The sequence below is a fragment of the Paenibacillus sp. A3 genome (assembly GCF_001399685.1).
GTDB lineage: Bacteria > Bacillota > Bacilli > Paenibacillales > NBRC-103111 > Paenibacillus_G.
The window spans coordinates 1-21,974 of sequence record NZ_JTHN01000039.1 but is presented as its reverse complement, the minus strand read 5'-3'; the positions used below and the strand labels follow the sequence as shown (position 1 = coordinate 21,974).

Sequence of the window (21,974 nt, the reverse complement as noted above, 5' to 3'; positions counted from 1 at the left end):
GGAAAGGAGAGTTCGACACGTGAGTAAATTTACAGCTTCCATTCCGGCTGCCAAGGCGAAGACGCGGGAAGGCAGCAAGGCGGCGGCGACGCTCAGGCTGCTGCTTCGCAACCGGCTGGCCGTGATCGGTCTTGCGTTTATTGTCATCTGGTCCGTCTTGGCTCTGCTCGCACCGGCCATCGCTCCATACGGGCCGAACGAGACGAATACGGCGGTCAAGCTTCAGGCCCCGAGCGCGGCGCATTGGTTCGGGACGGACAATTTCGGCCGGGACATTCTCAGCCGGGTGCTCTACGGAGCGCAAATTACGATCTGGTCCGGCCTGATTGCCGTCGGCATTTCCTTCTGCATCGGTGTTCCGCTCGGCGGGATCGCCGCCTATTATGGCGGGATGCTCGGCAATATCATCATGCGGATCATGGACATGCTGCTCGCATTTCCTTCCCTGGTGCTGGCGATGGCGATCGCCGCTTCCATGGGGCCGGGACTGACCAGCGCGATGATTGCGGTCGGTATCGTGGGCGTCCCCGAATTCGCGCGGCTGATGCACGGGCAGACGATTTCGCTGCGGGAGAAAGAGTTCGTCGAAGCGGGGCGGGCCATCGGTCTGAAAGACTCCGTCATCTTGTTCCGGCACATTTTTCCCAACGCCTTGGCTCCGCTTATGGTGCGGGTGACGCTTGGCATGGGCTTCGCGATTCTGACGGCGGCCAGCCTGAACTTCCTCGGGCTTGGGGTCAAGCCGCCGACAGCGGAATGGGGCGCCATGATCTCCGAAGGCCGCGGCTACATTATTTCCGGCGATTGGTGGATCGTTACTTTTCCGGGACTAGCCATCGCCACCTCGATTCTCGGTTTCAATCTGCTTGGCGACGGTCTGCGCGATGTTCTGGACCCGCGGCTTCGTTCGAGCAAGTAACTTGATATGCTGGGCCATCTGACAACTTTGAGGGGGAAGAACACATGAAGAAGCACCAATGGTTAGCCGGACTTGCCGCAAGCGCATTGCTCTTGACGGCCGTGGGCTGCAGCCCGAATGCGAACCAAAAGCCGGACGCTTCCGCTGCGCCGGACCAAAGCAAGAAGGACAAAATCATTACGATTGCCTATTCGGACGGCGGCACGACGATGGACCCGGCCGAAGCGAGCGACCTGACCTCCGACACGCTGGTCGTCGCCGCTTACGACCAATTGGTGACGTACGGGGTCAAAACCGTGGACGGCGGGCAGGTGGCGAAGACCGACGAGATCAAGCCGATGCTGGCCAAAAGCTGGACCGTATCCGACGATAAGCTGACTTACACCTTCAAGCTGCAAGAGAACGCCAAGTTTCAGAGCGGGAATCCGGTAACGGCGGATTCGGTCGCCTTTTCGCTCGACCATCTGAAAAACTCCAAAGCGGGCAGCTTCCTCTACCAATTGTCCGGCATTAAAGCTTACACCGTGAAAGACGCGCAAACGATCAGCATTCAGCTGGAAAAAGAAAACCATACATTCCTGCAAATGCTGGCACTGTACAACTTCTCCGTTCTGGATGAGAAAGTGATCAAAGAGAAGGGCAACGACTTCTTGACCAAAAATGCGGCCGGCTCCGGTCCGTTCACCATTGAGAAATGGGACCCGGCCTCGGAAGCCGTGATGACGGCCAACAAAAACTACTGGCAAGGCGCTCCTCAGGTCGACAAAGTGACGATGAAGTTTTTGAAGGAAGCTTCGAACCGCGTCATGCTGCTCGGCAAAGGCGATGTCGACTTGGCGATCGAGATTCCTCCGAAGGACGTCACGGATCTGAAGAACAACGCCAACCTGACGGTCAAGTCCGACGCGAGCAACCGGATTCTGTATTTTGCGCTCAATACGACCAAGAAGCCGTTCGATAACGTGAAGGTCAGACAAGCGCTCGCTTATGCGGTTCCTTACGACCAATTGGTGCACGACGTCATGTACGATCAGGCCAAGCAGTTGAAGAGTGCGGTCCCGAGCAATACGCCGGGGTACTCCGATTCCGGATTTATCTATAAGCATGATTTGGACAAAGCGAAGCAACTGCTGAAAGAAGTCGGCTACGAGAACGGGCTCAGCTTCGATCTCACGCTCGGTTCGGGCTTCCAGGACTGGGAGGACGACGCCGTCCTGATGCAGGCCGAATTCGCCAAAATCGGCGTCACGATGAACATTCAAAAGGTCGCGCGCGCCCAATTCCTGCAAATGCAAAGAGAGCGCAACCTGACGGCTTATATCTCCAAATGGACGTCTTTCGTCAACGATCCGAGCTACCATCTGGGCTTCCTGCTGTACGGAAAAGGCACCTCGAACTACGGAAACTACAAGAACGCGAAGGTCGACGAGCTGTGGGAGAAAGCCAACAACGAACCGGATCAAGCAAAGCGCAACGAGATGTACAAGCAAGCGCAGGAGCTGATTACCGCGGACGCGCCTTGGCTGTACCTGTACGAATACAACCGCATTGTGGGGATGAACAAGAACCTGAAGGGTTACGTGTACTACCCGGATGAAATTCTCCGCTTCTATCCGATGAGCAAGGGGCAGTAACAGTTCCAAGGAGAAGGGAAGGCTGTGCGATGGATTGGAAAAAGACCCTACTGGAAGAAATCGATAAACGTCAGGACGAGCTTATAGATTTGTGCTGTAAATTGATTCAATTTCCAAGCGAAAATCCGCCGGGCGATACCCGCGATATCAGCAAGTTCATTACCGACTACTTGAAGGAAGCCGGAATCGAGACGGCCGCGCACGAGTCGGAGCAGCATATGTTCAATCTGCTGTCCACCGTAGGGACGAAGAGCGACAAGCATTTGCTCTTCTGCGGGCACACCGATGTCGTACCGGCGGGCGACTTGTCCCGCTGGGATTTCCCTCCCTTTGCCGGGGAGGTGAAGGACGGCTACATTCTCGGCCGTGGCGCTTCGGACATGAAATGCGGTCTTGGCGGACTAATCTTCGTCACCGCGCTGCTGAAACGGCTCGGCGTGCCGCTGGCAGGGGAACTGTCCTTGTTTATCGTGCCGGACGAGGAAACCGGAGGACACTTCGGCGTGCCGTGGGTGCTGGAGCGGGGCTTGATTACGGGGACGGCGGCGGTCATCGCCGAGCCGTCCTCGCCGGAGCATCCGACCATTGGTCAAAAAGGCAGCAGTTGGTTCGAATTTACGGTCGAGGGCACGCCGGGGCACGGAAGCTTGTCGCCGTTCAAGGGCGATAGCGCCATCGTCAAGGCGGCCAAAGCGATCGAAGTACTGCAGCGGCTGACGGACATGAAGCCGAACATTCCCCAAGAGATGCGCGACATTATCGAGATTTCGAAGAACTATGTCCGCGAGCGGGAGAAGACCGATGTCAGCGCCGTTTACGATCACGTAACGGTCAATATCGGAACGATTCACGGCGGGACGAAAGCGAACGTGGTCGCGGACCGCTGCACGATCGAAGTCGATTCGCGCGTGCCGTTCGGCATCGACTACCGTGATGTATTGAACGAGGCGAAGCGTCTGCTGCTTGAAGTCGGAATCGAGGCAGAGCTGAAGCCGATCGGCTTCCGGGGCAATGCGAACTGGACGCCTTCGACGGAGGAGATCGTGCGTTACTTGGTCGAAAGCATCACCGATGTTAGCGGGAAGGAAGCTTACGGCGTGCTGCAATGGGCGTCGAGCGATGCCCGCCACTTCCGCAACCACGGGATTCCGGTGCTGCAGTACGGGCCGGCGGAGCTGTCCACGATCCATAACTTCAACGAGCGCGCGCCGGTTTGGCAAGTCGTTCAAGCGGCCAAAGTGTATGCGCTGACCGCGCTTAAATATTTGGGTACGACCGACGGCAGCTAACAGTAAAGCCACCCAGGAAAGGAGGACGGGGCAATGAACGCTTTACTAGAGGTTCAGGGACTGCAAACGGAGTTCGTCACCCGTTCCGGCGTGGTAAGGGCGGTCGACGGGGTCGATCTGGTGCTGCACAAGGGGGAGACCTTGGGGGTCGTCGGTGAATCGGGCTGCGGCAAAAGCGTCACCTCCATGTCGATCATGGGGCTGCTTCCCAAGGGGGTCAGCCGGATTGCCGGCGGAGACATCCGGTATAACGGCACAAGCCTGCTCTCCCTGTCCGCCGCGGAGCTGCGGAAAATTCGCGGCAACAAGATGGCGATGATTTTTCAAGAGCCGATGACTTCGCTCAACCCGGTGTTCAAGATCGGTTCGCAAATTGCAGAGACAGTCCGCTTCCATATGAAGGTGAGCAAGAAGGAAGCCTGGAGCAAGGCAGTCGAGATGCTGACCAAGGTAGGCATTCCCCGTCCCGAGCAGATTGCCATGGAATACCCGCATCAGCTCTCGGGAGGGATGCGGCAGCGGGTCATGATCGCCATGGCGATGGCATGCGGCCCCGAGGTGCTGATCGCCGACGAGCCGACGACCGCGCTCGACGTGACGATTCAAGCGCAAATTCTGGACCTGATGCGCGAGCTGCAGGAAGCGCAGGGGACGGCCGTGCTGCTTATTACCCACGACCTCGGCGTCGTGGCGGAGACATGTCAGCGGGTCGTGGTGATGTATGCCGGGCAGGTGGTCGAGGAAACCGATGTGAAGACGCTGTTCCGGCAGCCGAAGCATCCGTACACCCGGGGACTGCTGGCTTCCTTGCCGCAGCTAGCGGGCGAGCAGCACCGTCTGGAGCCGATTCCCGGCAGCGTGCCGAATCCGGCGGAGATGCCCAAGGGGTGCCGGTTCGCTCCCCGCTGCGCTTTCCGGACGGATGCATGCGATACCGTGCCTCCGCAGCTGCAAGAGGTCGAGGCCGGGCACAAATGCCGCTGCTTGCTCGTTCAGGAGGGACTATTATGAGCGCATTGCTGGAGATTCGCAATCTGAAGAAGCATTATCCGATCCGCAAAGGCTTGTTTTCCAAGCAGGTCGGCGTCGTCAAAGCGGTGGACGGCGTCAGCCTGGCCATCGAAAAAGGCGAGACGCTGGCGATCGTCGGGGAATCCGGCTGCGGCAAATCGACAACGGGCCGTTCCATTCTGCGTCTCATCGAGCCGACCGAAGGCGACATTTTCTTCGAAGGAACCGACGTGCGCAAGCTGTCCCCGGAGGAAATGCGCAAGTTCCGCACGAAGATGCAAATCGTGTTCCAAGACCCGTACGCATCGCTTGATCCGCGGTGGACGGTACAGCAGACGTTGGAGGAGCCGCTCCGCACGCACGAGAAGCTGTCCGAGAACGAGCTGAAACGCCGCGTAGCGGAGCTGATGGAAGTCGTGGGACTGTCCTCGTACCATGCCCACCGTTACCCGCACGAGTTTTCCGGCGGGCAGCGACAGCGGATCGGGATTGCCCGCGCGCTTGCGCTGAAGCCGAAATTCATCGTATGCGACGAGCCGGTGTCCGCGCTGGACGTGTCCATCCGGGCCCAGGTGCTCAATCTGATGCAGGAGCTGCAGGAGCAATTTTCGCTCACGTACATGTTTATTTCCCACGATCTGTCCGTCGTGAAGTTCATCAGCGACCGGGTCGGGGTGATGTACCTGGGCCGCATGGTGGAGCTGGCGCCGACCCAAGAGCTGTACGACAAGCCGCTGCATCCTTACACGCAGGCGCTGATGTCGGCCCTGCCCGTGCCCGATCCCGAAACGAAGCGGGAGCGAATTATTTTGACCGGCGATGTGCCGAATCCGCAAAATCCCCCGGCCGGGTGTGCGTTCCATACCCGGTGCCCGGTAGCCAAGCCCGAATGCGGGAGCGTCCCGCCCGAATGGAAGGAAGTCTCTCCCGGGCGGAGCGTGGCTTGTCACTTGTATTCATGATAAATTTAAAAGTGATGGGCAATTTTGGGTTTGGGGGCAAAAGGTCATGCTGAAAACATTAGATAATGCGCTGGAGCTTTTGGAATATTTTACAAGAGAAACGCCGTCATGGGGCGTGCGGGAATTGGCGAAAGAGATGGACATGAGCCACTCGATCGTTCACCGCATCTTGACGACCTTCGAGTCCCGCGGATTCCTGATTCAAAACGACGAAACGAAAAAGTACGAGCTGGGAACGAAGCTGTGGGAATACGGTTCGATTATCAGGGATAACCTCCGTATTTCCGATGTGATCCTGCCCGTTATGCATACATTGTCCGAGGAAACGGGAGAGTCTGTTTTTCTCACCTGGCTGGACGATCATGAAGGCATCTGCGTGGAGATCGCGGAAAGTCCGCAACGCATCAAATATGCCATGTCCGCGGTCGGAGACCGGACGCCGCTCTATGCGGGAGCCTCCAACAAGGTCATTATGGCGTATTTGCCGAAGGCCGATCAGGAGACGATCATCGACAAGGGTTTGAAGCCCAAAACCGGCAAGACGGTCATCGATCCGGAGAGGCTGATGGAGGATTTGGCGGCGATACGCAAGGCGGGCTGGGCTTACTCCGTCGGAGAATACTCCGACGCGACGTTCGGGATTGCACTTCCGATTTTTAACAAACGGCACGAAATCGTGGCGTCGCTTACGCTCGCCGGACCGGAGTACCGGATGCCGGAAGCGAAAGTGTCGGAGGTGCTGGATATGATGCGCAGAAAGCGCGACGAGATTGAAGCGTGCTTGCACAAGCTGAGCATTTCGTCGGTTGCCGGCCGGCGTCATCCGATATCCTGACAAGGAATGTAAGCATTCCCGCCCGCTGATCGCCGATCGGCTGCCGATCGTTCGGAAAAACGCAAGTTTTTGAAGAGGAGAGGGGAATGACACCATGTCTTTACAGCAAACGCTGCTTGTTTACGAAACGATGGATAGCGCCTATGTCAACGGGCATCACATCAAAGAGCTGTTCGCAGCCTATCCGGAGGTAGAGGTCTCCGTCCAAACGGTACAGGGCGAGAAGGGCTCGACCGATTTTGTCAAAATCGTAATTCCAGGCACGAATGGGAAGCGGAACGGCGGGTCCGCGCCGACCTTCGGAATTATCGGACGCCTCGGCGGCATCGGCGCCCGCCCGCCCCGGATCGGCATCGTGTCCGATGCGGATGGCGCCGTGGCTGCGGTAGCCAGCGCGCTGAAGCTGGCGGACATGAAGCGGAAGGGCGATCATCTCCGGGGCGACGTAATCGTCACGACTCACATCTGCCCGGATGCGCCGACCCGGCCGCATGAGCCGGTCGATTTTATGGACTCTCCCGTCGATATACTGACCATGAATCAATATGAGGTCGTGCCGGAAATGGAAGCGATCCTGTCCATCGATACGACAAAGGGTAACCGGGTCATCAACCATAAAGGCATCACCATTTCGCCGACGGTGAAGGAAGGTTATATTTTGCGGATCAGCGACGACTTGCTGCGCATTATGGAGATGACGACCGGTCAGCACCCGGTTACTTTCCCGATTACGATGCAGGACATTACGCCTTACGGCAACGATTTGTACCATATCAATAGCATCCTCCAGCCTGCGGTTGCCACGAATGCGCCGGTGGTCGGTCTGGCGATCACCGCGCAATCGACCGTTCCGGGCTGCGGCACGGGGGCAAGCCACGAGGTAGATATCGCCGCCGCAGTGAAATTCGCCGTTGAGACGGCGAAGGAAGTCACGAACGGCACCTGCTCTTTCTACAGCAAGGACGAGTTTGCGAAAATTCAGCAGCTTTACGGCTCGATGAAGGTTCTTCAGACGATGGGCGGCACGTCCGTCAACGCCTGAACCCCGGTCCGGAGCGGATACGCCGCAGAAACGGAGATGGCTGAAGTGAAGAAATTGGGTACCGTTACCATCGGGCAAGCGCCCCGTCTGGATGTGACGCCGATTTTGGAACGGCATTTGGGGAATCGGGTTGAATTGCTTCAGGTCGGGGTGCTGGACGGGATGACGAAGCAAGAGATCGCCGCCTCGCTGTCTCCGGGCCCGAAACACTATGTGCTGACCTCGCGGCTGGCCAACGGGGACGCCGTCGTGATGGCAAGGGAAAAAATCGCGCCGCTGCTCCAGCAAAAGATCGATTGGCTCGAAGAGGTAGGCTGCCGGCAGATCCTTGTTCTCTGCACGGGGGTATTCGACGGATTGACGACGAAGGAAGCCCGTCTGTTGGAGCCTGACGAGCTGCTTGCTCCGATCGTCGCCGCCATGGTTCGCGGCATCCGGTTCGGCGTTCTCGTTCCTTTGGCCGAGCAGCAGGAGGCCTTGGCGGAGAAATGGAGGCATCACGGGCTTGATCCGTTCATCGCGGCCGCTTCGCCGTACGATTTCAGGGAAAAGCAGGCGCTTGCCGCATGCGCGCAGCTGAAGGACCAGGCGGACATCGTGCTGCTCGATTGTATGGGATATACGGAAGCGATGAGGGCGTTTGTCGCCAGGCATACGGGGCTGCCCGTGATTTTATCTAATGCGCTGATGGCCAAGGTAATTTCGGAGATGATCTGAAAAGGCAAGTCAAATTTGCAAGATAGGAAGTTAGGCTATGGATACGTCTTTGATCAAAGTAAGCTGCGGCCTGCTGCAAAGCTGTCTCGGGCTCAAGCCGCACGAGAAGCTGCTGGTGGTCGCCGACGACCGGAAGAAAGACATCGGCGAAGCGTTATACGAGGCGGGGAAGCAGCTCGGCGCCGAGGCGATGCTGATGGTGATGAAGGAGCGGGAGAAGTCGGGACAAGAGCCGCCGTCGCCGGTTAGCGAGGCGATGAAGCGGGCCGATGTCGTCATCTGTGCGACCGAGCATTCCCTCACCCATACGAAAGCGCGCAAAGAGGCGGTCGCGCAAGGGGCCCGATTGGCAACAATGCCGGGCATCACCCGGGATATGTTCCTGGAAGGCGCGATAGCCGCCGATTACGATAAAGTCCAACAGGTCACCGAGCAGGTGACCGACCTCCTCAGCCGTGGCAAGCGAGTACGGATCGAGAAGGACGGCAAGGTGCTGACCTTCTCCATCGAAGGACGCAGCGGCATTCCGAGCACCGGCGTCTATGTGAATCCGGGAGAGTCCGGGAATTTGCCGTCCGGAGAAGGCTATATCGCCCCGGTGGAAGGGACCGCTTCGGGACAACTCGTGGTCGACGGCTCGATTGCGGACATCGGCAAGCTTCATAGCCCGGTGACGATCATGGTGGACAACGGGCGCCTCACCGATGCGCAGGGAGAAGCTGCCGCGGAGCTGCTTCGGAAGCTCGGCGACGGCCATGGCCGGCTCCTCGGCGAGTTCGGCATCGGCACCAACGACAAGGCCAGAATTACCGGCGTCGTGCTGGAAGACGAGAAGGTGTACGGCACGATCCACGTCGCCTTCGGCAGCAACCATACGTTCGGCGGAACCGTCGAAGCCGGAGTCCATATCGATCTGGTCGTGAACCGGCCAGACGTTTATATCGACGACGTGCTTATTTTAGACAAAGGCAGGCTGCTGGTTTAATCCAATGGGTCTGCTCTAAACCGAAGCGCCGTTAAGGGGGGGACACGGTATGTTCCTTTCCTTAACGGCGTTTTTCTGTTCATGACAAGGCTGTGAAGGGAATTGGCTGTGACGAGTGTGAGCGGCTTGCCGCTCGGCGATAGGCCTCGGCTTCAGCCCAAACTTGCTTCCAGGAGCCATTTCCATTTAAAATTTGTCTTTAAGGAGAAAACGGCCGGTTGATTCCATGATGTGAGGTGCATGTTATGTTATTTCAACCTGTGACCGCTTCGTTTTTTCAACAGCCGACGCTGGAGCTGGCCCGTTCCTTGCTCGGCATGCTGCTTGTGAAGGAGACCGAAGCCGGTACGGCATCGGGCTGGATTGTCGAGACCGAGGCCTACATCGGCCCGGGGGACCGGGCGGCGCACAGCTTCGGCAACCGGAGGACGCCCCGAACGGAAGTCATGTTCGGCCCGCCCGGCTACGCCTATACCTATGTGATGCATACGCATTGTCTCGTCAATGTAGTCAGCGGGCCGGTCGACCATCCGGAGGCGGTGTTAATTCGGGCAGTCGAGCCATACACGGGAATAGAGCTTATGTCCGAACGCCGCGGCCGGGACAAGAAGGAGCAGGAGCTGACGAGCGGCCCGGGGAAGCTGACGAAAGCGCTTGGCATTACGATGGACGATTACGGAAGACCTCTCTTCGGGTCTCCGCTCTATATCGCCGAAGGAAAATCGTTCGGGCCGATGGAGACCGGTACCCGGATCGGAATAGCGAACAGCGGCGAAGCCCGCGATTATCCATGGCGCTTCTGGATCGGCGGCAACCGCTTTGTCTCGAAGTAGAGGAGGTAGCGTATGAACCCATTTACGCAGCGGGTCATCAAGATCATTCAAGGGATCCCGGAAGGACATGTGATGACCTACGGTCAGATCGCCGGGCTTGCCGGAAGTCCGAGAGGGGCCAGACAGGTCGTGCGCATTCTGCATTCGTCAAGCGGCAAGCACGGACTGCCCTGGCACCGGGTGGTCAACGCCCGGGGGGAAATTGGAATCCAGCAAGAGGACGGCCGCATACTCCAAATGCTGTACCTGCGGGGTGAAGGCGTTGAGGTCGCCGACAACGGACAACTGGATTTGGATCGGTGGCGCTTCATTCCGAGCGGCGAGTAACAGCTCTGCGGCACAGATCATCATCATGCCATTCCCGGGAGTAGGTTCATGTTCAAAAAAATAAGCTTAGCCCTCCTCTACGCCGCAGCAGCTTATCTTATCTACAGGTACGGCGAAGAGATCGTGGCGTGGTTTCAATCCTCCAGCCATATTGCTCTGGTCATCCTTGCGGCGACGGCCATGGCCTTGTTTCCGGTCCTTCCCTACCCGGTAGTCGGCGGGGTCATCGGCGCGGCATTCGGGCCGGTGCTCGGTGCGGCGATCACATGGGCGGGTTCGACGGCGGCTTCGCTGCTGATGTTTGTATTTGTCCGTTACGGGTATCAGGAATGGGGCCAGCGAATGCTGTACCGCTACGAGCGTCTTGGCAAGCTGACCGTTCTGTTCGAGCGGAACGCCTTTCTGACCATCCTTTTCGCCCGGCTCATTCCTTTCATTCCGTCCATTATCATCAATGTGTATTCCGCTTTAAGCCGCGTTTCCTTTACGGCGTATGCCGTGGCGTCCGCGCTGGGCAAAATCCCGGCGATGCTCTTGTTCGCCTTCGTGGGCAATACGTTGATGACGGAACCGGGAGCGGTATGGCTTACCATTGGAATTTACGGGGGCTTCCTCGCGGTCACGCTATTGGTCTACCGGCAATGGAAGCGAAGCAAGGAACCGGTTCCAAGCGACCGGAAGGCATAAAAAAGAGAGGCGCCGAATGGGAGGCCCTCTCTTTTTGTTCTATAGACAAAACTTACCCCTGAGCGGCAGGCCGGCGGTTAAGCTCAGCCAGCGCTTCCGACTGCATAATTCTTTCCTCGATCCGCTCGAAGCCGCGCGCGGCTGCGCCGCCCTCGAAGCTGTACAGGAATCGGGGCGCCGAAGGCTTCACTTGGGCTTCCGCTTTCTGAGCGCGGGCCACAAGCTCCGTACGCTTCTCCTGCATGGCCGCGTAGGCCGCTTTCGTTTCCTCCAGCTGCTGCGAGAGCTCTTCCGAGCGCTGCTTGGCGGCTTCGTACCACTCCGAGCATTCCAGCGACTTGTCCAGATAATGCAGCTTCGCTTCGACGGCTTGGCGGGCTTCCGCTTCACGGCCGGCGGCCAGCGCTTCGGCCGCATTTTTCTCGCATTGGGCAGCCAGCCGGTTGTAGGCGTCGATTTGCATTTTCAACGACCGTTCCGTGCCAGATTGCTGGTTCAGCGTCCGCTGGACCGCGTCGATTTCTTCCTTCATGGTGCGGAGGTAATGGTTCAGCATCATCACCGGGTCCTCCAGCTTGCCCAGCGCCTCGTGTGCGGCAGCTCTCGATAGATCAGATAGTCTGGTTAAAACTCCCATGAATGTTCTAGCTCCTTTTGTCGTATTTTGTAGATTTACATAGATTTACATAGATTAGTAGTTATGATAAGGGTTCATGACCGCGTAGTCGTCGTACGGCGCTTTCGGGACAAGCAGACTGAGAACAAAATAGATCAGCGTGACAGTGCCGAAGCTGCAGAAGGCGGCGATGACGACCAACAGGCGGACGAGCGTTGCATCCAGACCGAAATATTGCGCGAGGCCTCCGCAAAGGCCGGTCAGTCTGCTGTTGCTGCGGGAGCGGAATAATTTTTTGTTCATAAAACATTCTCCTTTCAAATATATATCTTCATTTTCGTTAGTTATTTGTTTTGTGCTTGCTTCATGTCTTTATTGTAGTCCGATTGCGTTCTTGCGAAAACCGACCTGTGGCGGTTTTTGAACTGGACCTAAGGAGGGGAAGGCATTCTACCTAAGTCGGAATAAATGTAAAATTTTACCTTTAGACAATGCCGGTATTTTGTTTATACTAATGCTATCCTATATAAGGTTGGGAGTAGAATATGAAAAACGATCAAGGTTCCGAAAACGTTTCTAAAGCCAAGGGGGAAAGGTTTACGACAAGCGGCTTCATTCTGGCCGCGATCGGGAGCTCGGTGGGGCTCGGCAACATGTGGAAGTTTCCTTATATTACGGGCAAGCATGGGGGAGCCGCATTTTTTCTGTTGTTTATTGTTTGCTTGATCATCGTAGGGCTGCCGGTGCTGCTGGCCGAGATGACGATCGGCCGGGGCGGCCGGGCGAACGCTTCGCTAGCTTTCTACAAGCTGACCAACAAAAAGATATGGGGTTACTTCGGATTTCTATCCGTCCTCACCGCTTTTTTGGTCATGTCTTACTACGCCGTCGTTGCCGGGTGGACGCTGCATTATACCTTGGAATCGTTTACAGGAATGCTATTCCAGCAAGGCGCCGATTACAAGGACAAGTTCCTTACGTTTGCGGGCGGGTATTGGCCTGTGTTCTGGCAAGCCGTCGTTATGATCCTCAGCGCCTGGGTTCTTGCGAGGGGCGTCTCCGGGGGGATCGAGAAGTTCAATAAAATTTTGATCCCGGGCTTCCTGATCATCCTGCTGGTGCTGATGGTCCGTTCGCTTACGCTTCCCGGCGCCGGAGCAGGGGTCGAGTTTTTCTTGAAGCCGGATTTCTCCAAATTGGACGCGGAGTCCGCTCTCGTTGCCTTAGGGCATGCTTTCTTCTCCTTATCGCTCGGGATGGGGATCATGATCACGTACGGATCGTATGTTGATAAAAGGCAATCCCTCGGCAGCGCAACGCTGGCGATCGGCTTCGGGGATCTGATTTATGCGTTAATTGCCGGGATCGTTATATTTCCGACCGTCTTCTCTTACGGCTTGAAGCCTAGCGAAGGGGTAGGGCTGGCGTTCATGGCGCTTCCTGCCGCGTTCGCCCAGATGCCGTTTGGCGCAATCTTCGGAGGGTTGTTCTTCCTGCTGCTGGCGATCGCCGCGCTCACTTCCGCCGTCTCCATTCTGGAGGTTCCGGTTGCGTATGCGATGAACCGCTGGGGTTGGACCCGGAAGAAGGCGGCGGTAATCGTGTCCATCGCATGCTTTGTAGTCGGCATTCCATCCGCCCTTTCGGTTGGCGGCGTGCTCGGCTCCTTCACCCTCGGCGGAAAGTCGATCTTTGACTTGGTCGATTTTATGACGTCTTATGTGCTCATGCCGATTGGCGGCTTGGTCGTTACGTTGTTTACCGGCTATGCGTGGAAATTGGCTGGGGAAGAAGCGGGCCTGAACGGCTTCTGGTACCGCGCCTGGATGTTCCTGCTGAGAGTCGTATCGCCGATTATGATCATTTTGGTGTTCCTGTATTCCGTCGGCATTTTGTCCTTCTAGGACGGGAAGAGTGGGATAAAAAAAGAGAAGGGCTCCTGCCCTTCTCGGGCTGTCGACAAATTTTCGACAGCCATTTTTATATCCACCTGATTTAACGCGACACCAGTAGTTCTAATCGAGATAAGCAACAAACTATTTTATCAATTGCTTAATCAACTCACGGTTTCTGCTCTGAAAAATGTCATTGTGGGAAGAAACCATTCCGCTTGCATGCGCTTCCGGCTGAATGTACAGCTTGGCCTGGTTGACTGCATTTGCCGCGTCATGAAACGCTCCGGCAATCAAATGCACTTTCCCTTCGTACGAAATAATATCTCCCGCCGCAAAAATACCCGGCTCGGATGTAGCGCTGTTTGTCTGACCGGCCAGGAAGTATTCATTCGCCATCTCAAGCTTCACCTGGCTATTTTCCAGCAACGATCTGTCCCGTTCATAGCCGTGATTGATAATCACTTCGTCAATGGTCAGCTCCTGTACTTCGCCCGTCTCATGGTTGGTCAGTTCCACCCGCTCAATCGTCTCCTGGTTGGAGGCCGCAATCAGCTTCGTAATCGTCGTGTTAAAGAAGCATTTGGCCGAGCTGTTCAGCAGCTGCTTCACCTGTGCCTCATGCCCGGAGAGCGTATCTTTGCGATAAGTCAAATACACCTGCTTGGCGATCGGCTCCAGCTCGTTTGCCCAGTCAACCGCCGAGTTTCCTCCGCCAGAAATGATGACGGTTTTATCCTTAAACCGTCTCAGTGATTTGACGGTATAGCTCAGGTTGGATATCTCGAATTTCTCGGCGCCCTCCAAATCGATTCTTTGCGGCTCCAAAATTCCCCCGCCGATGGCAAGAATGACGGTTTTCGTGTAATGCTGCTCGCCTGCAGAAGTATGCAGGACGAATACGCCGTTCTCACCACGCTCAATCCGCTCTACTTTTTGATTCAATACCACAGTAGGATCGAAGGTTAACCCTTGCTGGACGAGCTGCTCGATCAGCTTCTCACCCAGCGTTGGCGTCAGACCGCCGACATCCCAAATCATTTTTTCCGGATAGACATGGACTTTCCCGCCCAGTCTTGGCTGATATTCGATCAGCTTGGTCTTCATTTCTCTTAGACCGCTGTAAAAAGATGCGAACAGCCCGGCCGGCCCTCCGCCGATAATCGTGACGTCAAACAGTTCCTCGTTGTTCATCCGTGATCCGCTCCTTTGCTAAGTTAGCGACGCGCACTATTTTTCCAAAATATGTTTCACGATCGTTTTGACCCCCAGCTCAATTCCCAACGGCCCACCCGCCGCAATCGAGCTGTCCAGGGCGTGCATATGCCCGTTCTTAATGGCTTGAAGAGAGTTCCAGGCAGAATCGCTTTCCAGGTTTTTCAGATAGCCTTGTAATTTTTTCGACGAGCCTCCGATGTCAGCAACAAACATATAATCGGGGTTCATTGCTGCTAGCCCTTCCAGGGAGATCTGCTCCCCTTTTGTCGACATGGCTACGTATTTGCTTGGCGGGTTTAAAGCAAGACCGCTTTCCTTGTTGAAAACAAACTGTGTGGTAAAGCCCCAGAATTGCTTGTCACCCAGCATAATCACACCAAAGGTTTTGTCGCTGAATTTTTTCAACTGTTCTTTGGAATTGGCAATCAAGGTTTCAATCCGTGTAATTTCATTCTCAGCCTTTTGCTCTTTGCCGAAGATTTTTCCGTATTCCCGCAGCGCGCCTTGCCAATTATTTTCGTTGCTGTCCACCGTTACAACCGGGGCGATTTTCTCCAGCTTGTCGCCATAGCTCCCGTACCGACCCGAGACCATGATGATGAGATCGGGGCCGATTTCCAGCAGCTTGTCCAGATTGGGGCTCGTCATGGAGCCGATATCGGCAATCGGTTTGTCTTTGTATGGAGCGAGGGATTCCCATTCCTTCAGAACATTCAGGTCTGTCGCCGCTGCAGGAGATTCATCCAGCAGAAACAAATGCTCAAAATTGCGGAAGAACAAAAGAGCTACTTTCTCAGGCTTCTTTTCCAGTACGATCTCGCGACCAAGAGCGTCTACATACGTTCTCGGCCATTTTCCCGTTTCCTGATCGGCTTTTGCGGGAGTGGCGCTTCCCTCTTTTGCCGGGGCTGTGCTGTTTGGTGCTGAACTGTTGTTAGGCTTCGGCGTTTCGGAACAACCGGCTAAAATACCCGCCAAAAGTGCGATAGAGACGAATAGTCTCATAAGTGCTTTCATTCTGACTCCTCCGTTGTGACTTGAGTTTTGCTTGAAAAACGAAGCTACGGTCAGTTTAGCAAAACGCATTTTAGAGAGGAATGGAGCCATCCTGAAATCCATATGGATTATTCCTGAATCGCCCCCGGAACTCGGCCGGAGAGACGCCCGCCTGTTTTTTAAAGATACGGCTGAAATATAATGCGTCTGTATAGCCGACGCTTTTCGCCACTTCGCCGATCGGCGCGTCGTTAGCCAGCAAGCATTCCTTCGCCCGATTCAGACGATAGGCCATCAAATACTTGCCGGGGCCCATGCCCGCGTACTTCTTGAAGACATAGAACAAGCGATTTTCATTGATGTCATTTTGTTCAGCCAAAGCACGTACGCTAAGCCCGTCCATATAATGCTCGTGTATGTACCTGGATACTTGCTCGAATAACGCTTGCTCGCCATCGTTGCTCTGGTTTCGTACACAGACAAACAGTTCCTCCAAGACGCAGCGAAACAACGTTTCTGTCTGAAAGGCGGAAATCCCGCCCGGCTCACCTGAAGACCGCCACAAAAGCTCAAGCAGCTCCGTCAAACGGGGGCTTTGTCCCGGGGTAAGCTGAAAATGCGCTTTAGACAAGGAAAATCCGGACGGCTCGGGCGCGCATACCCGGTATAAAACAAGCAAGTACTCCCATCCGGCGTTGCCGAGAACCCTCCGATTCAGTGGCATACGGGCGCCGCCGTGCACGACATGGCCCGGAGCAAGCGTATAGGACGTTCCGCTGAAATCAAACTCGGCCTTTCCTCTTAATGGGAAAACAAAGCCTGGGAAAGGCTCCGTATAGTCATCGCAGCTCAGGCCCGGATCACGCACATAGCGACAGACTTGTTCCACTTGAAAAGAGGTACGCGCAAAATGCTCGGCAAGCTTGTTGATGTCCATCTTCATTTCACACACCTCCTGCAATCAAGTGCCGCTGCCCGATGGGCTCATCTGCTCCACTCCGCTGGGACGAGCGATCGCGTTTCTCCTGGTAAAGTTACACAACTTAATCATACTTGTATTGATATTGATAATCAATCTCATTTTCGATTGGCGAACAAAAAGGATCATATTCCCAGCGGGCCTGCGGCGCGGCTGCGGCAGGAAGTTTACATCATTCCTCATAAGTATTAAAGTTAAAAAGAAGGAAGACAGTCGTTTTCGGAAAACAATGCCCGATGGAAAAAGGGTGCCGTGAAGGAGAAGGTAACGATGGCTCATGAAAACAACGCCAGCCGGGAACAGACGGGGCTGCGCGTATTGGTGATAACGGCCGTTCCGGCCGAGCGGGATGCCGTGCTGCGCGGGCTGCGGGGCGACGCCAGGTTCGACGTCGTGGCCGGAGGCGTCGGCCCGGCCGCGGCGGCGGTGAGCACCGCGAAGGCGTTGGCTGCGGCCGAGTACGGCCTGGTCGTCAGCGCCGGGATCGGCGGCGGCTTTCCCGGCCGGGCGGAGATCGGCTCGCTGGTGGTAGCCGACGCGATCGTCGCCGCCGATCTGGGCGCCGAGACGCCCGAAGGCTTCCGCAGTGTGGACGAGCTGGGCTTCGGCTCCAGCCGGATCGCGGTCGATGCCTCTCTCGCTGCGCGATTGACGGAGGCGCTGCAGAGAGCCGGGCTCCCGGCGCATACGGGCCCGGTGCTCACGGTGTCCACCGTGACCGGCACGGCGGCGACCGCCTCGGAGCTGGCGGACCGGGTGCCGGGGGCGGCGGCCGAGGCCATGGAAGGCTTCGGCGTGGCGGTAGCCGCCCGCGACCGCGGGATACCGGCGCTTGAGCTTCGCGCCATCTCGAATGCGGTCGGCCCGCGCGATCGCGAAGCCTGGCGGATCAAAGAGGCGCTGGACGCGTTGGAAGCGGCGGGCGCAATTTTACTGGAGGTGCTACGATGAAGATCGCTTTTTCTCCTTGCCCGAATGATACGTTTGTGTTTCACGCTTGGGTTCACGGGCTGGTGCCGGGGGCGCCGAAGCTTGACGTGACCTACGCGGATATCGATATTACCAATCGGCTTGCGGCGGAGCCCGGGGGGCCGGACGTGCTCAAAATATCGTTCGCTGCGCTGCCGTGGGTGCTGTCCGAATACGCGCTGCTGCCCTGCGGGGGCGCGCTCGGACGAGGCTGCGGGCCGCTGGTGCTCACGAACAATCCGGCGGTCAGCGCCGAAGGTCCTGCCGCTTTGGCCGGCCGGCGGGTCGCGGTGCCGAGCGATCGCTCGACCGCGTATTTGCTGTTCCGCTTATGGGCGGCGCAGCAGGTTCCGGGCGGCGTGGGTGAAATCGTCGTGATGCCGTTTCACGAGATTATGCCTGCGGTGCGGGACGGTCAAATCGATGCCGGGCTGGTCATCCATGAAGCCCGGTTCACGTACCCGTCGTACGGCTTGACCCTGCTGTCCGACCTAGGCAGCTGGTGGGAGGCGGACACGGGCCTGCCCATTCCGCTGGGGGCGATCATCGCCCGCCGGTCGCTGGACCGCGCGGCGATCGCCGAATGGGCCCGCGCCTCGGTCAAGTACGCGTGGGAGCATCCTCAAGCCTCCCAAGACTACGTGATGAGCCATGCGCAGGAACTGTCTCCGGAAGTGGCCCGCGCGCATATCGACCTGTACGTGAACGAGTATACGGCGAATCTGGGCGAAAGCGGCTACGGCGCGGTGGAGGCCCTGCTGGGCCGGGCGGCGAAGGAAGGGTTGGTTCCGTCATTCGACTTGTCCCTGCTGCGCTGAGGCGCGGGGCGAACCAACCAACGCACGGATAAACTACCTGGCCCGGGAGGCGAGAGACGCATGTCCAAGAAAGAGAGCGAGCTGCCGATCCTATTATTTGCAGACCCGTCGTCTTGGGAAGCTTGGCTGGAGCAGAATCATGCCGCATCGGCCGGAGTAAGGCTGCGCCTGGCGAAGAAGCAAGCGGATGTCGTGACGTTAACGTATCAGGAGGCGCTGGAAAGCTCCTTGTGCTACGGCTGGATCGACAGCCGGAAGGAAGCTTACGACGAGAACACCTGGCTTCAGCGGTTTACGCCGCGCGGGGCGAAGAGCATCTGGTCCAAAATCAACAAGGATAAAGCGGAAGCGCTGATCGCAAGCGGCCGGATGCAGCCCCCGGGCCTCCGGGCGATTGAAGCCGCGAAGCAGAACGGGCAGTGGGACAAGGCGTACGAGTCGCAAAGCCGCGCCACCGTGCCCGACGATTTGCAAAGCGAGCTGGACCGCAATCCGCAAGCCAAAGCTTTCTTCGAAACGCTCGACAGCCAGAACCGGTACGCCGTCTTGTTCCGGGTCCACAGTGCGAAAAAGGCGGAGACACGGGCTAAACGAATTCAGCAATTCGTGGCTATGCTGGAGCGCGGCGAGAAGATTTACCCGTAGAAGCAAACAAGCGAGGCCTTCGGCTCCCGAGGGTCTCGCAAAATTTTTAATCTTATTTTAATGTTCGCTTCAGTTAAAATTAAGGCAGGCCGGTTACGATAGGCTTCAAGAACGGAGTAGGTGCGATATTCGCGCTCCATTACACTACCACGTGTAGTGTGACCGGCGCCGATGATGCTATACTGAAGAGGCGGGACTCGATGTTTTTTGGCATCAGGCGTGCGGGGATTTTTATTGCCAATTACACTACGTATTGTAGTGTGACTGAGGGGGCCGGGGGGCCAGGCGAATCTGCCCATGAAGAAAACAGGCTGCAGCGCAGCTAATATGACGAAGGAGGAATAATTATTATGAAACTGAAGTTGGTCGCTTTTGCCGTAGGTGCTGTCGTTATCGTTGGAGGGGGCTATGCCGCTTACGATTATTATGCCGGGAACCATGTGGCGGTACAGAACGTGATTCCTGCGAACGCTTCGGCGTCGGCCGCCGGAGGAGCCGTTGAAGCAAGCAAGCTGGACGGGCAATGGAATATCAGCCCGGATTCCAAAGTATACTTCTCGGTCACGACCTCCAAGGAAACCGTGAACTTCGAAGGCAGCGCGGTGAAAGGAAGCTGGACGCTCCATTCGTCCGATCCGTCCAAGATGAAAGCCGAGGCGGCGCTCGACCTCAAATCGATCTCGTCCGGCAACTCGCAGAGGGACGAGCATGTCCAAGGGGAGAAGTTCCTGAACGCCGCAGCGAACCCCGAAGCCAAATTTACATTAAAGTCAATCGAGAACTTCCCTAAGACGTGGAAAGAGGGAGAGAAGGTTTCCTTCGATATGACCGGCACGCTTACCGTGAATGGCAAACCCAAGGACGTCACGTTCAAAAGCGACGCGGTTTACAGCCAAGACGCGCTCCGCATGGAAGGCAGCACGGTCGTTACCTTCGAAGACTTCGGCTTGAAAAATCCTCATGCGGTTGTCGTTTCCACCGAGAACAACGTGACCGTGCAATTAAGACTCATCCTGAAAAAGTAAACTGCCCGTACACCGCAATCGCGCGTTCGTTGGCTGCAGGACACGAAGCTACAACGGAGCGGTCGGGGAAGCCGTACAGCTGTAGCGCAACGCTAATCCGGGCGAGGACTGCTGGTGAAGCTTGCCAACCGCCCGTCCGGTATGGTAAAGTTGTAAATAACTTGAACAAGAGGGGGTGAGGTAGGATGAATCACGAGATGGTGAACAACCGTATTAGCCAGCTGCTGATGCTTTTGGCTGGCATTGTGCATGCTTTTTCCGTCAACGGGAGAGGTCTGTCCAAAAATGCCTATACGGTTTCACCATTCGCGAAAATAATCCTACCTTAACCGCAAACGGATGCCAGTCCGAAGAGCCGTGGGGATTTTTTCCTGCGGCTCTTTTTGTTGCATACAAAGGTTAGGATCACACAAGGAGGACTCCTTAAGATGATCGTTAACTGTCAAAATATAAAAGCGTACCATGGCGCACAGCTTGTTCTTGAAGACGTAAACTTGGATATTCAGCAAGGCGAGCGCATCGGACTCATCGGCCGCAACGGCAGCGGCAAATCGACTTTGTTGCAATTGATCGCCGGGCGGCTTCGTCCCGATGCCGGACAGCTTACTGTTCGGAAAGGAACCCGAATCGGCTATTTGACGCAAATTCCGGCGGAGTTCGAAGGCCGGACCGTCTATGACGTGCTGGCACTTGGCCATCAGGAGCTGCTGGAATGCCGTTTGAAGATGACACAGCTGGAGAAGCTCATGTCGGAGCCGGGCGTCTCTGACGGCCCGGATCGGCTGGCCGGCTGGCTGGAGCAGTACGCGGCGCTGCAGGAGAAGTTCGAGCGCGAGGGCGGCTACGAGCTGGATGCCGTCATCGAGCGGGTCGCCGACGGCCTGCGGATTGACCGCGGCCGCTATACCCAGACGTACGCCACGCTGTCGGGAGGAGAGAAGACCCGCATCAATCTGGCCTCGCAGCTGATTCGGAAGCCTGAGCTCCTGCTGCTGGACGAACCGACGAACCACCTTGACCTGCACGGGGTCGAATGGCTGGAAGACTATTTAACCCAATACGACGGTTCGTGCCTGGTCGTCTCGCACGACCGGTATTTTCTGGACCGGGTCGTGACGAAGATCGTCGAGCTGGAGGATGGTGAATCGGAGTCGTACTTCACTAACTATACCGGCTATATGAAGGAAAAGGAGACGCGGCTGCTTCAGCAGTTCGCCGACTATCAGGAGCAGCAGAAGAAGATCAAGAAGATGACGGAGACGATCAAGCAGCTGGAGGCATGGGGACGGATCGGCGGCAACGAGAAGTTTTTCCGGCGGGCGGCTTCGATGCAAAAAGCGCTGGACCGGATGGAGAAGCTGAAACGGCCGGTGTTGGAGGCGAAAAGCGCCGATTTCGGGCTGACGCAGGCGGACCGCTCGGGCCGCAAGGTTGTGACGCTGGAAGGCATCGGCAAAAGCTACGGGAACCGGAAGCTGCTGGACGCGGTCGACGGAGCGCTGGCTTATGGAGACAAGGTTATGCTTATAGGGAAGAACGGGTCGGGGAAATCAACCTTGTTCAAGCTCATCCTCG

General features: G+C 56.7%; 24 protein-coding genes. 19 read left to right on the top strand and 5 right to left on the bottom strand.

Going from position 1 to position 21,974, the window contains the following annotated elements; all coding sequences use genetic code 11:
- The first annotated feature begins 40 nt into the window (after window positions 1–40).
- From QJ48_RS05500 to QJ48_RS05445, 12 genes are all read left to right on the top strand, one after another.
- Window positions 41–919: an ABC transporter permease gene (locus tag QJ48_RS05500; RefSeq protein WP_054972656.1), complete on the top strand. Its 879-nt coding sequence runs from the start codon at window positions 41–43 to the stop codon at window positions 917–919.
- 44 nt (window positions 920–963) lie between these two features.
- The gene (locus QJ48_RS05495) at window positions 964–2,553 is read left to right on the top strand and encodes an ABC transporter substrate-binding protein (RefSeq protein ID WP_054972640.1); all 1,590 of its coding nucleotides are present in this window, start codon (window positions 964–966) and stop codon (window positions 2,551–2,553) included.
- A gap of 29 nt (window positions 2,554–2,582) precedes the next feature.
- A complete protein-coding gene (locus tag QJ48_RS05490) occupies window positions 2,583–3,842 on the top strand; it encodes a M20 family metallopeptidase (RefSeq protein ID WP_054972639.1) in 1,260 nt (419 codons plus the stop codon).
- Between the two features lie 33 nt (window positions 3,843–3,875).
- Window positions 3,876–4,853, top strand: coding sequence for an ABC transporter ATP-binding protein (locus tag QJ48_RS05485; RefSeq protein WP_054972638.1), 978 nt, complete (start codon window positions 3,876–3,878; stop codon window positions 4,851–4,853).
- Window positions 4,850–5,815, top strand: a complete 966-nt coding sequence (locus tag QJ48_RS05480; protein ID WP_054972637.1) for an ABC transporter ATP-binding protein — start codon at window positions 4,850–4,852, stop codon at window positions 5,813–5,815. The genes QJ48_RS05485 and QJ48_RS05480 overlap by 4 nt, the downstream gene beginning before the upstream one ends.
- Window positions 5,816–5,861: 46 nt before the next feature.
- The gene (locus QJ48_RS05475) at window positions 5,862–6,650 is read left to right on the top strand and encodes an IclR family transcriptional regulator (protein ID WP_054972636.1); all 789 of its coding nucleotides are present in this window, start codon (window positions 5,862–5,864) and stop codon (window positions 6,648–6,650) included.
- 94 nt (window positions 6,651–6,744) lie between these two features.
- Window positions 6,745–7,692: a DUF1177 domain-containing protein gene (locus QJ48_RS05470; protein ID WP_054972635.1), complete on the top strand. Its 948-nt coding sequence runs from the start codon at window positions 6,745–6,747 to the stop codon at window positions 7,690–7,692.
- A gap of 36 nt (window positions 7,693–7,728) precedes the next feature.
- Complete coding sequence (locus tag QJ48_RS05465) at window positions 7,729–8,409, top strand: AroM family protein (RefSeq protein WP_054972634.1); 681 nt, start codon at window positions 7,729–7,731, stop codon at window positions 8,407–8,409.
- A 37-nt stretch (window positions 8,410–8,446) separates the two neighbouring features.
- Window positions 8,447–9,394 (top strand): aminopeptidase, encoded by a 948-nt coding sequence (locus tag QJ48_RS05460; RefSeq protein WP_054972633.1) that lies wholly within the window; start codon window positions 8,447–8,449, stop codon window positions 9,392–9,394.
- Between the two features lie 245 nt (window positions 9,395–9,639).
- Window positions 9,640–10,227 carry a DNA-3-methyladenine glycosylase gene (locus QJ48_RS05455; RefSeq protein ID WP_054972632.1) on the top strand — a complete coding sequence of 196 codons (588 nt, stop codon included), beginning with the start codon at window positions 9,640–9,642 and terminating at the stop codon, window positions 10,225–10,227.
- Window positions 10,228–10,239: 12 nt separating this feature from the next.
- On the top strand, window positions 10,240–10,554 hold the full coding sequence (locus QJ48_RS05450; RefSeq protein ID WP_054972631.1) for an MGMT family protein: 315 nt from the start codon (window positions 10,240–10,242) through the stop codon (window positions 10,552–10,554).
- A 48-nt stretch (window positions 10,555–10,602) separates the two neighbouring features.
- Window positions 10,603–11,241 (top strand): TVP38/TMEM64 family protein, encoded by a 639-nt coding sequence (locus QJ48_RS05445; RefSeq protein ID WP_054972630.1) that lies wholly within the window; start codon window positions 10,603–10,605, stop codon window positions 11,239–11,241.
- A 52-nt stretch (window positions 11,242–11,293) separates the two neighbouring features.
- On the opposite strand, the gene QJ48_RS05440 is transcribed toward QJ48_RS05445, so the two are convergent.
- Entirely contained in the window at window positions 11,294–11,878 is a 585-nt protein-coding gene (locus QJ48_RS05440) for a PspA/IM30 family protein (protein WP_082420359.1), read from the bottom strand.
- Window positions 11,879–11,932: 54 nt separating this feature from the next.
- Entirely contained in the window at window positions 11,933–12,160 is a 228-nt protein-coding gene (locus tag QJ48_RS05435) for a PspC domain-containing protein (RefSeq protein WP_054972628.1), read from the bottom strand.
- 242 nt (window positions 12,161–12,402) lie between these two features.
- Between QJ48_RS05435 and QJ48_RS05430 the strand changes: the two genes are divergently transcribed.
- Window positions 12,403–13,761 carry a sodium-dependent transporter gene (locus QJ48_RS05430; RefSeq protein WP_054972627.1) on the top strand — a complete coding sequence of 453 codons (1,359 nt, stop codon included), beginning with the start codon at window positions 12,403–12,405 and terminating at the stop codon, window positions 13,759–13,761.
- Window positions 13,762–13,893: 132 nt separating this feature from the next.
- On the opposite strand, the gene QJ48_RS05425 is transcribed toward QJ48_RS05430, so the two are convergent.
- From QJ48_RS05425 to QJ48_RS05415, 3 genes are all read right to left on the bottom strand, one after another.
- A complete protein-coding gene (locus tag QJ48_RS05425; RefSeq protein WP_054972626.1) occupies window positions 13,894–14,943 on the bottom strand; it encodes an NAD(P)/FAD-dependent oxidoreductase in 1,050 nt (349 codons plus the stop codon).
- Window positions 14,944–14,979: 36 nt separating this feature from the next.
- Window positions 14,980–15,984, bottom strand: coding sequence for an ABC transporter substrate-binding protein (locus QJ48_RS05420; RefSeq protein WP_054972625.1), 1,005 nt, complete (start codon window positions 15,982–15,984; stop codon window positions 14,980–14,982).
- A gap of 70 nt (window positions 15,985–16,054) precedes the next feature.
- Window positions 16,055–16,906 (bottom strand): AraC family transcriptional regulator, encoded by an 852-nt coding sequence (locus tag QJ48_RS05415; RefSeq protein WP_193394402.1) that lies wholly within the window; start codon window positions 16,904–16,906, stop codon window positions 16,055–16,057.
- A 306-nt stretch (window positions 16,907–17,212) separates the two neighbouring features.
- Here QJ48_RS05415 and QJ48_RS05405 point away from each other — a divergent pair, with 306 nt between their 5' ends.
- From QJ48_RS05405 to QJ48_RS05385, 6 genes are all read left to right on the top strand, one after another.
- A complete protein-coding gene (locus QJ48_RS05405) occupies window positions 17,213–17,893 on the top strand; it encodes a futalosine hydrolase (RefSeq protein WP_054972623.1) in 681 nt (226 codons plus the stop codon).
- Window positions 17,890–18,729, top strand: a complete 840-nt coding sequence (locus tag QJ48_RS05400; RefSeq protein ID WP_054972622.1) for a 1,4-dihydroxy-6-naphthoate synthase — start codon at window positions 17,890–17,892, stop codon at window positions 18,727–18,729. The genes QJ48_RS05405 and QJ48_RS05400 overlap by 4 nt, the downstream gene beginning before the upstream one ends.
- Window positions 18,730–18,789: 60 nt before the next feature.
- A complete protein-coding gene (locus QJ48_RS05395) occupies window positions 18,790–19,374 on the top strand; it encodes a YdeI family protein (protein WP_054972621.1) in 585 nt (194 codons plus the stop codon).
- A gap of 350 nt (window positions 19,375–19,724) precedes the next feature.
- Window positions 19,725–20,399, top strand: a complete 675-nt coding sequence (locus QJ48_RS05390) for a YceI family protein (protein WP_054972620.1) — start codon at window positions 19,725–19,727, stop codon at window positions 20,397–20,399.
- Window positions 20,400–20,584: 185 nt separating this feature from the next.
- Window positions 20,585–20,728, top strand: coding sequence for a hypothetical protein (locus QJ48_RS38020; protein ID WP_010500226.1), 144 nt, complete (start codon window positions 20,585–20,587; stop codon window positions 20,726–20,728).
- A 99-nt stretch (window positions 20,729–20,827) separates the two neighbouring features.
- Window positions 20,828–21,974 (top strand): ABC-F family ATP-binding cassette domain-containing protein (locus tag QJ48_RS05385; RefSeq protein ID WP_157261526.1); only part of this gene is annotated, 1,147 nt, incomplete at its 3' end.

What these genes read in the sequence shown, in the direction of transcription:
- QJ48_RS05405 (WP_054972623.1), top strand. Translation starts at nt 17,213, where the DNA reads ATGGCTCATGAAAACAACGCCAGCCGGGAACAGACGGGGCTGCGCGTA.
- QJ48_RS05400 (WP_054972622.1), top strand. Translation starts at nt 17,890, where the DNA reads ATGAAGATCGCTTTTTCTCCTTGCCCGAATGATACGTTTGTGTTTCAC.
- QJ48_RS05480 (WP_054972637.1), top strand. Translation starts at nt 4,850, where the DNA reads ATGAGCGCATTGCTGGAGATTCGCAATCTGAAGAAGCATTATCCGATC.
- QJ48_RS05420 (WP_054972625.1), bottom strand. Translation starts at nt 15,984, where the DNA reads ATGAAAGCACTTATGAGACTATTCGTCTCTATCGCACTTTTGGCGGGT.
- QJ48_RS05445 (WP_054972630.1), top strand. Translation starts at nt 10,603, where the DNA reads ATGTTCAAAAAAATAAGCTTAGCCCTCCTCTACGCCGCAGCAGCTTAT.
- QJ48_RS05440 (WP_082420359.1), bottom strand. Translation starts at nt 11,878, where the DNA reads ATGGGAGTTTTAACCAGACTATCTGATCTATCGAGAGCTGCCGCACAC.
- QJ48_RS05435 (WP_054972628.1), bottom strand. Translation starts at nt 12,160, where the DNA reads ATGAACAAAAAATTATTCCGCTCCCGCAGCAACAGCAGACTGACCGGC.
- QJ48_RS38020 (WP_010500226.1), top strand. Translation starts at nt 20,585, where the DNA reads ATGAATCACGAGATGGTGAACAACCGTATTAGCCAGCTGCTGATGCTT.
- QJ48_RS05470 (WP_054972635.1), top strand. Translation starts at nt 6,745, where the DNA reads ATGTCTTTACAGCAAACGCTGCTTGTTTACGAAACGATGGATAGCGCC.
- QJ48_RS05460 (WP_054972633.1), top strand. Translation starts at nt 8,447, where the DNA reads ATGGATACGTCTTTGATCAAAGTAAGCTGCGGCCTGCTGCAAAGCTGT.
- QJ48_RS05475 (WP_054972636.1), top strand. Translation starts at nt 5,862, where the DNA reads ATGCTGAAAACATTAGATAATGCGCTGGAGCTTTTGGAATATTTTACA.
- QJ48_RS05465 (WP_054972634.1), top strand. Translation starts at nt 7,729, where the DNA reads ATGGCTGAAGTGAAGAAATTGGGTACCGTTACCATCGGGCAAGCGCCC.
- QJ48_RS05485 (WP_054972638.1), top strand. Translation starts at nt 3,876, where the DNA reads ATGAACGCTTTACTAGAGGTTCAGGGACTGCAAACGGAGTTCGTCACC.
- QJ48_RS05390 (WP_054972620.1), top strand. Translation starts at nt 19,725, where the DNA reads ATGAAACTGAAGTTGGTCGCTTTTGCCGTAGGTGCTGTCGTTATCGTT.
- QJ48_RS05430 (WP_054972627.1), top strand. Translation starts at nt 12,403, where the DNA reads ATGAAAAACGATCAAGGTTCCGAAAACGTTTCTAAAGCCAAGGGGGAA.
- QJ48_RS05425 (WP_054972626.1), bottom strand. Translation starts at nt 14,943, where the DNA reads ATGAACAACGAGGAACTGTTTGACGTCACGATTATCGGCGGAGGGCCG.
- QJ48_RS05415 (WP_193394402.1), bottom strand. Translation starts at nt 16,906, where the DNA reads ATGAAGATGGACATCAACAAGCTTGCCGAGCATTTTGCGCGTACCTCT.
- QJ48_RS05395 (WP_054972621.1), top strand. Translation starts at nt 18,790, where the DNA reads ATGTCCAAGAAAGAGAGCGAGCTGCCGATCCTATTATTTGCAGACCCG.
- QJ48_RS05490 (WP_054972639.1), top strand. Translation starts at nt 2,583, where the DNA reads ATGGATTGGAAAAAGACCCTACTGGAAGAAATCGATAAACGTCAGGAC.
- QJ48_RS05450 (WP_054972631.1), top strand. Translation starts at nt 10,240, where the DNA reads ATGAACCCATTTACGCAGCGGGTCATCAAGATCATTCAAGGGATCCCG.
- QJ48_RS05495 (WP_054972640.1), top strand. Translation starts at nt 964, where the DNA reads ATGAAGAAGCACCAATGGTTAGCCGGACTTGCCGCAAGCGCATTGCTC.
- QJ48_RS05455 (WP_054972632.1), top strand. Translation starts at nt 9,640, where the DNA reads ATGTTATTTCAACCTGTGACCGCTTCGTTTTTTCAACAGCCGACGCTG.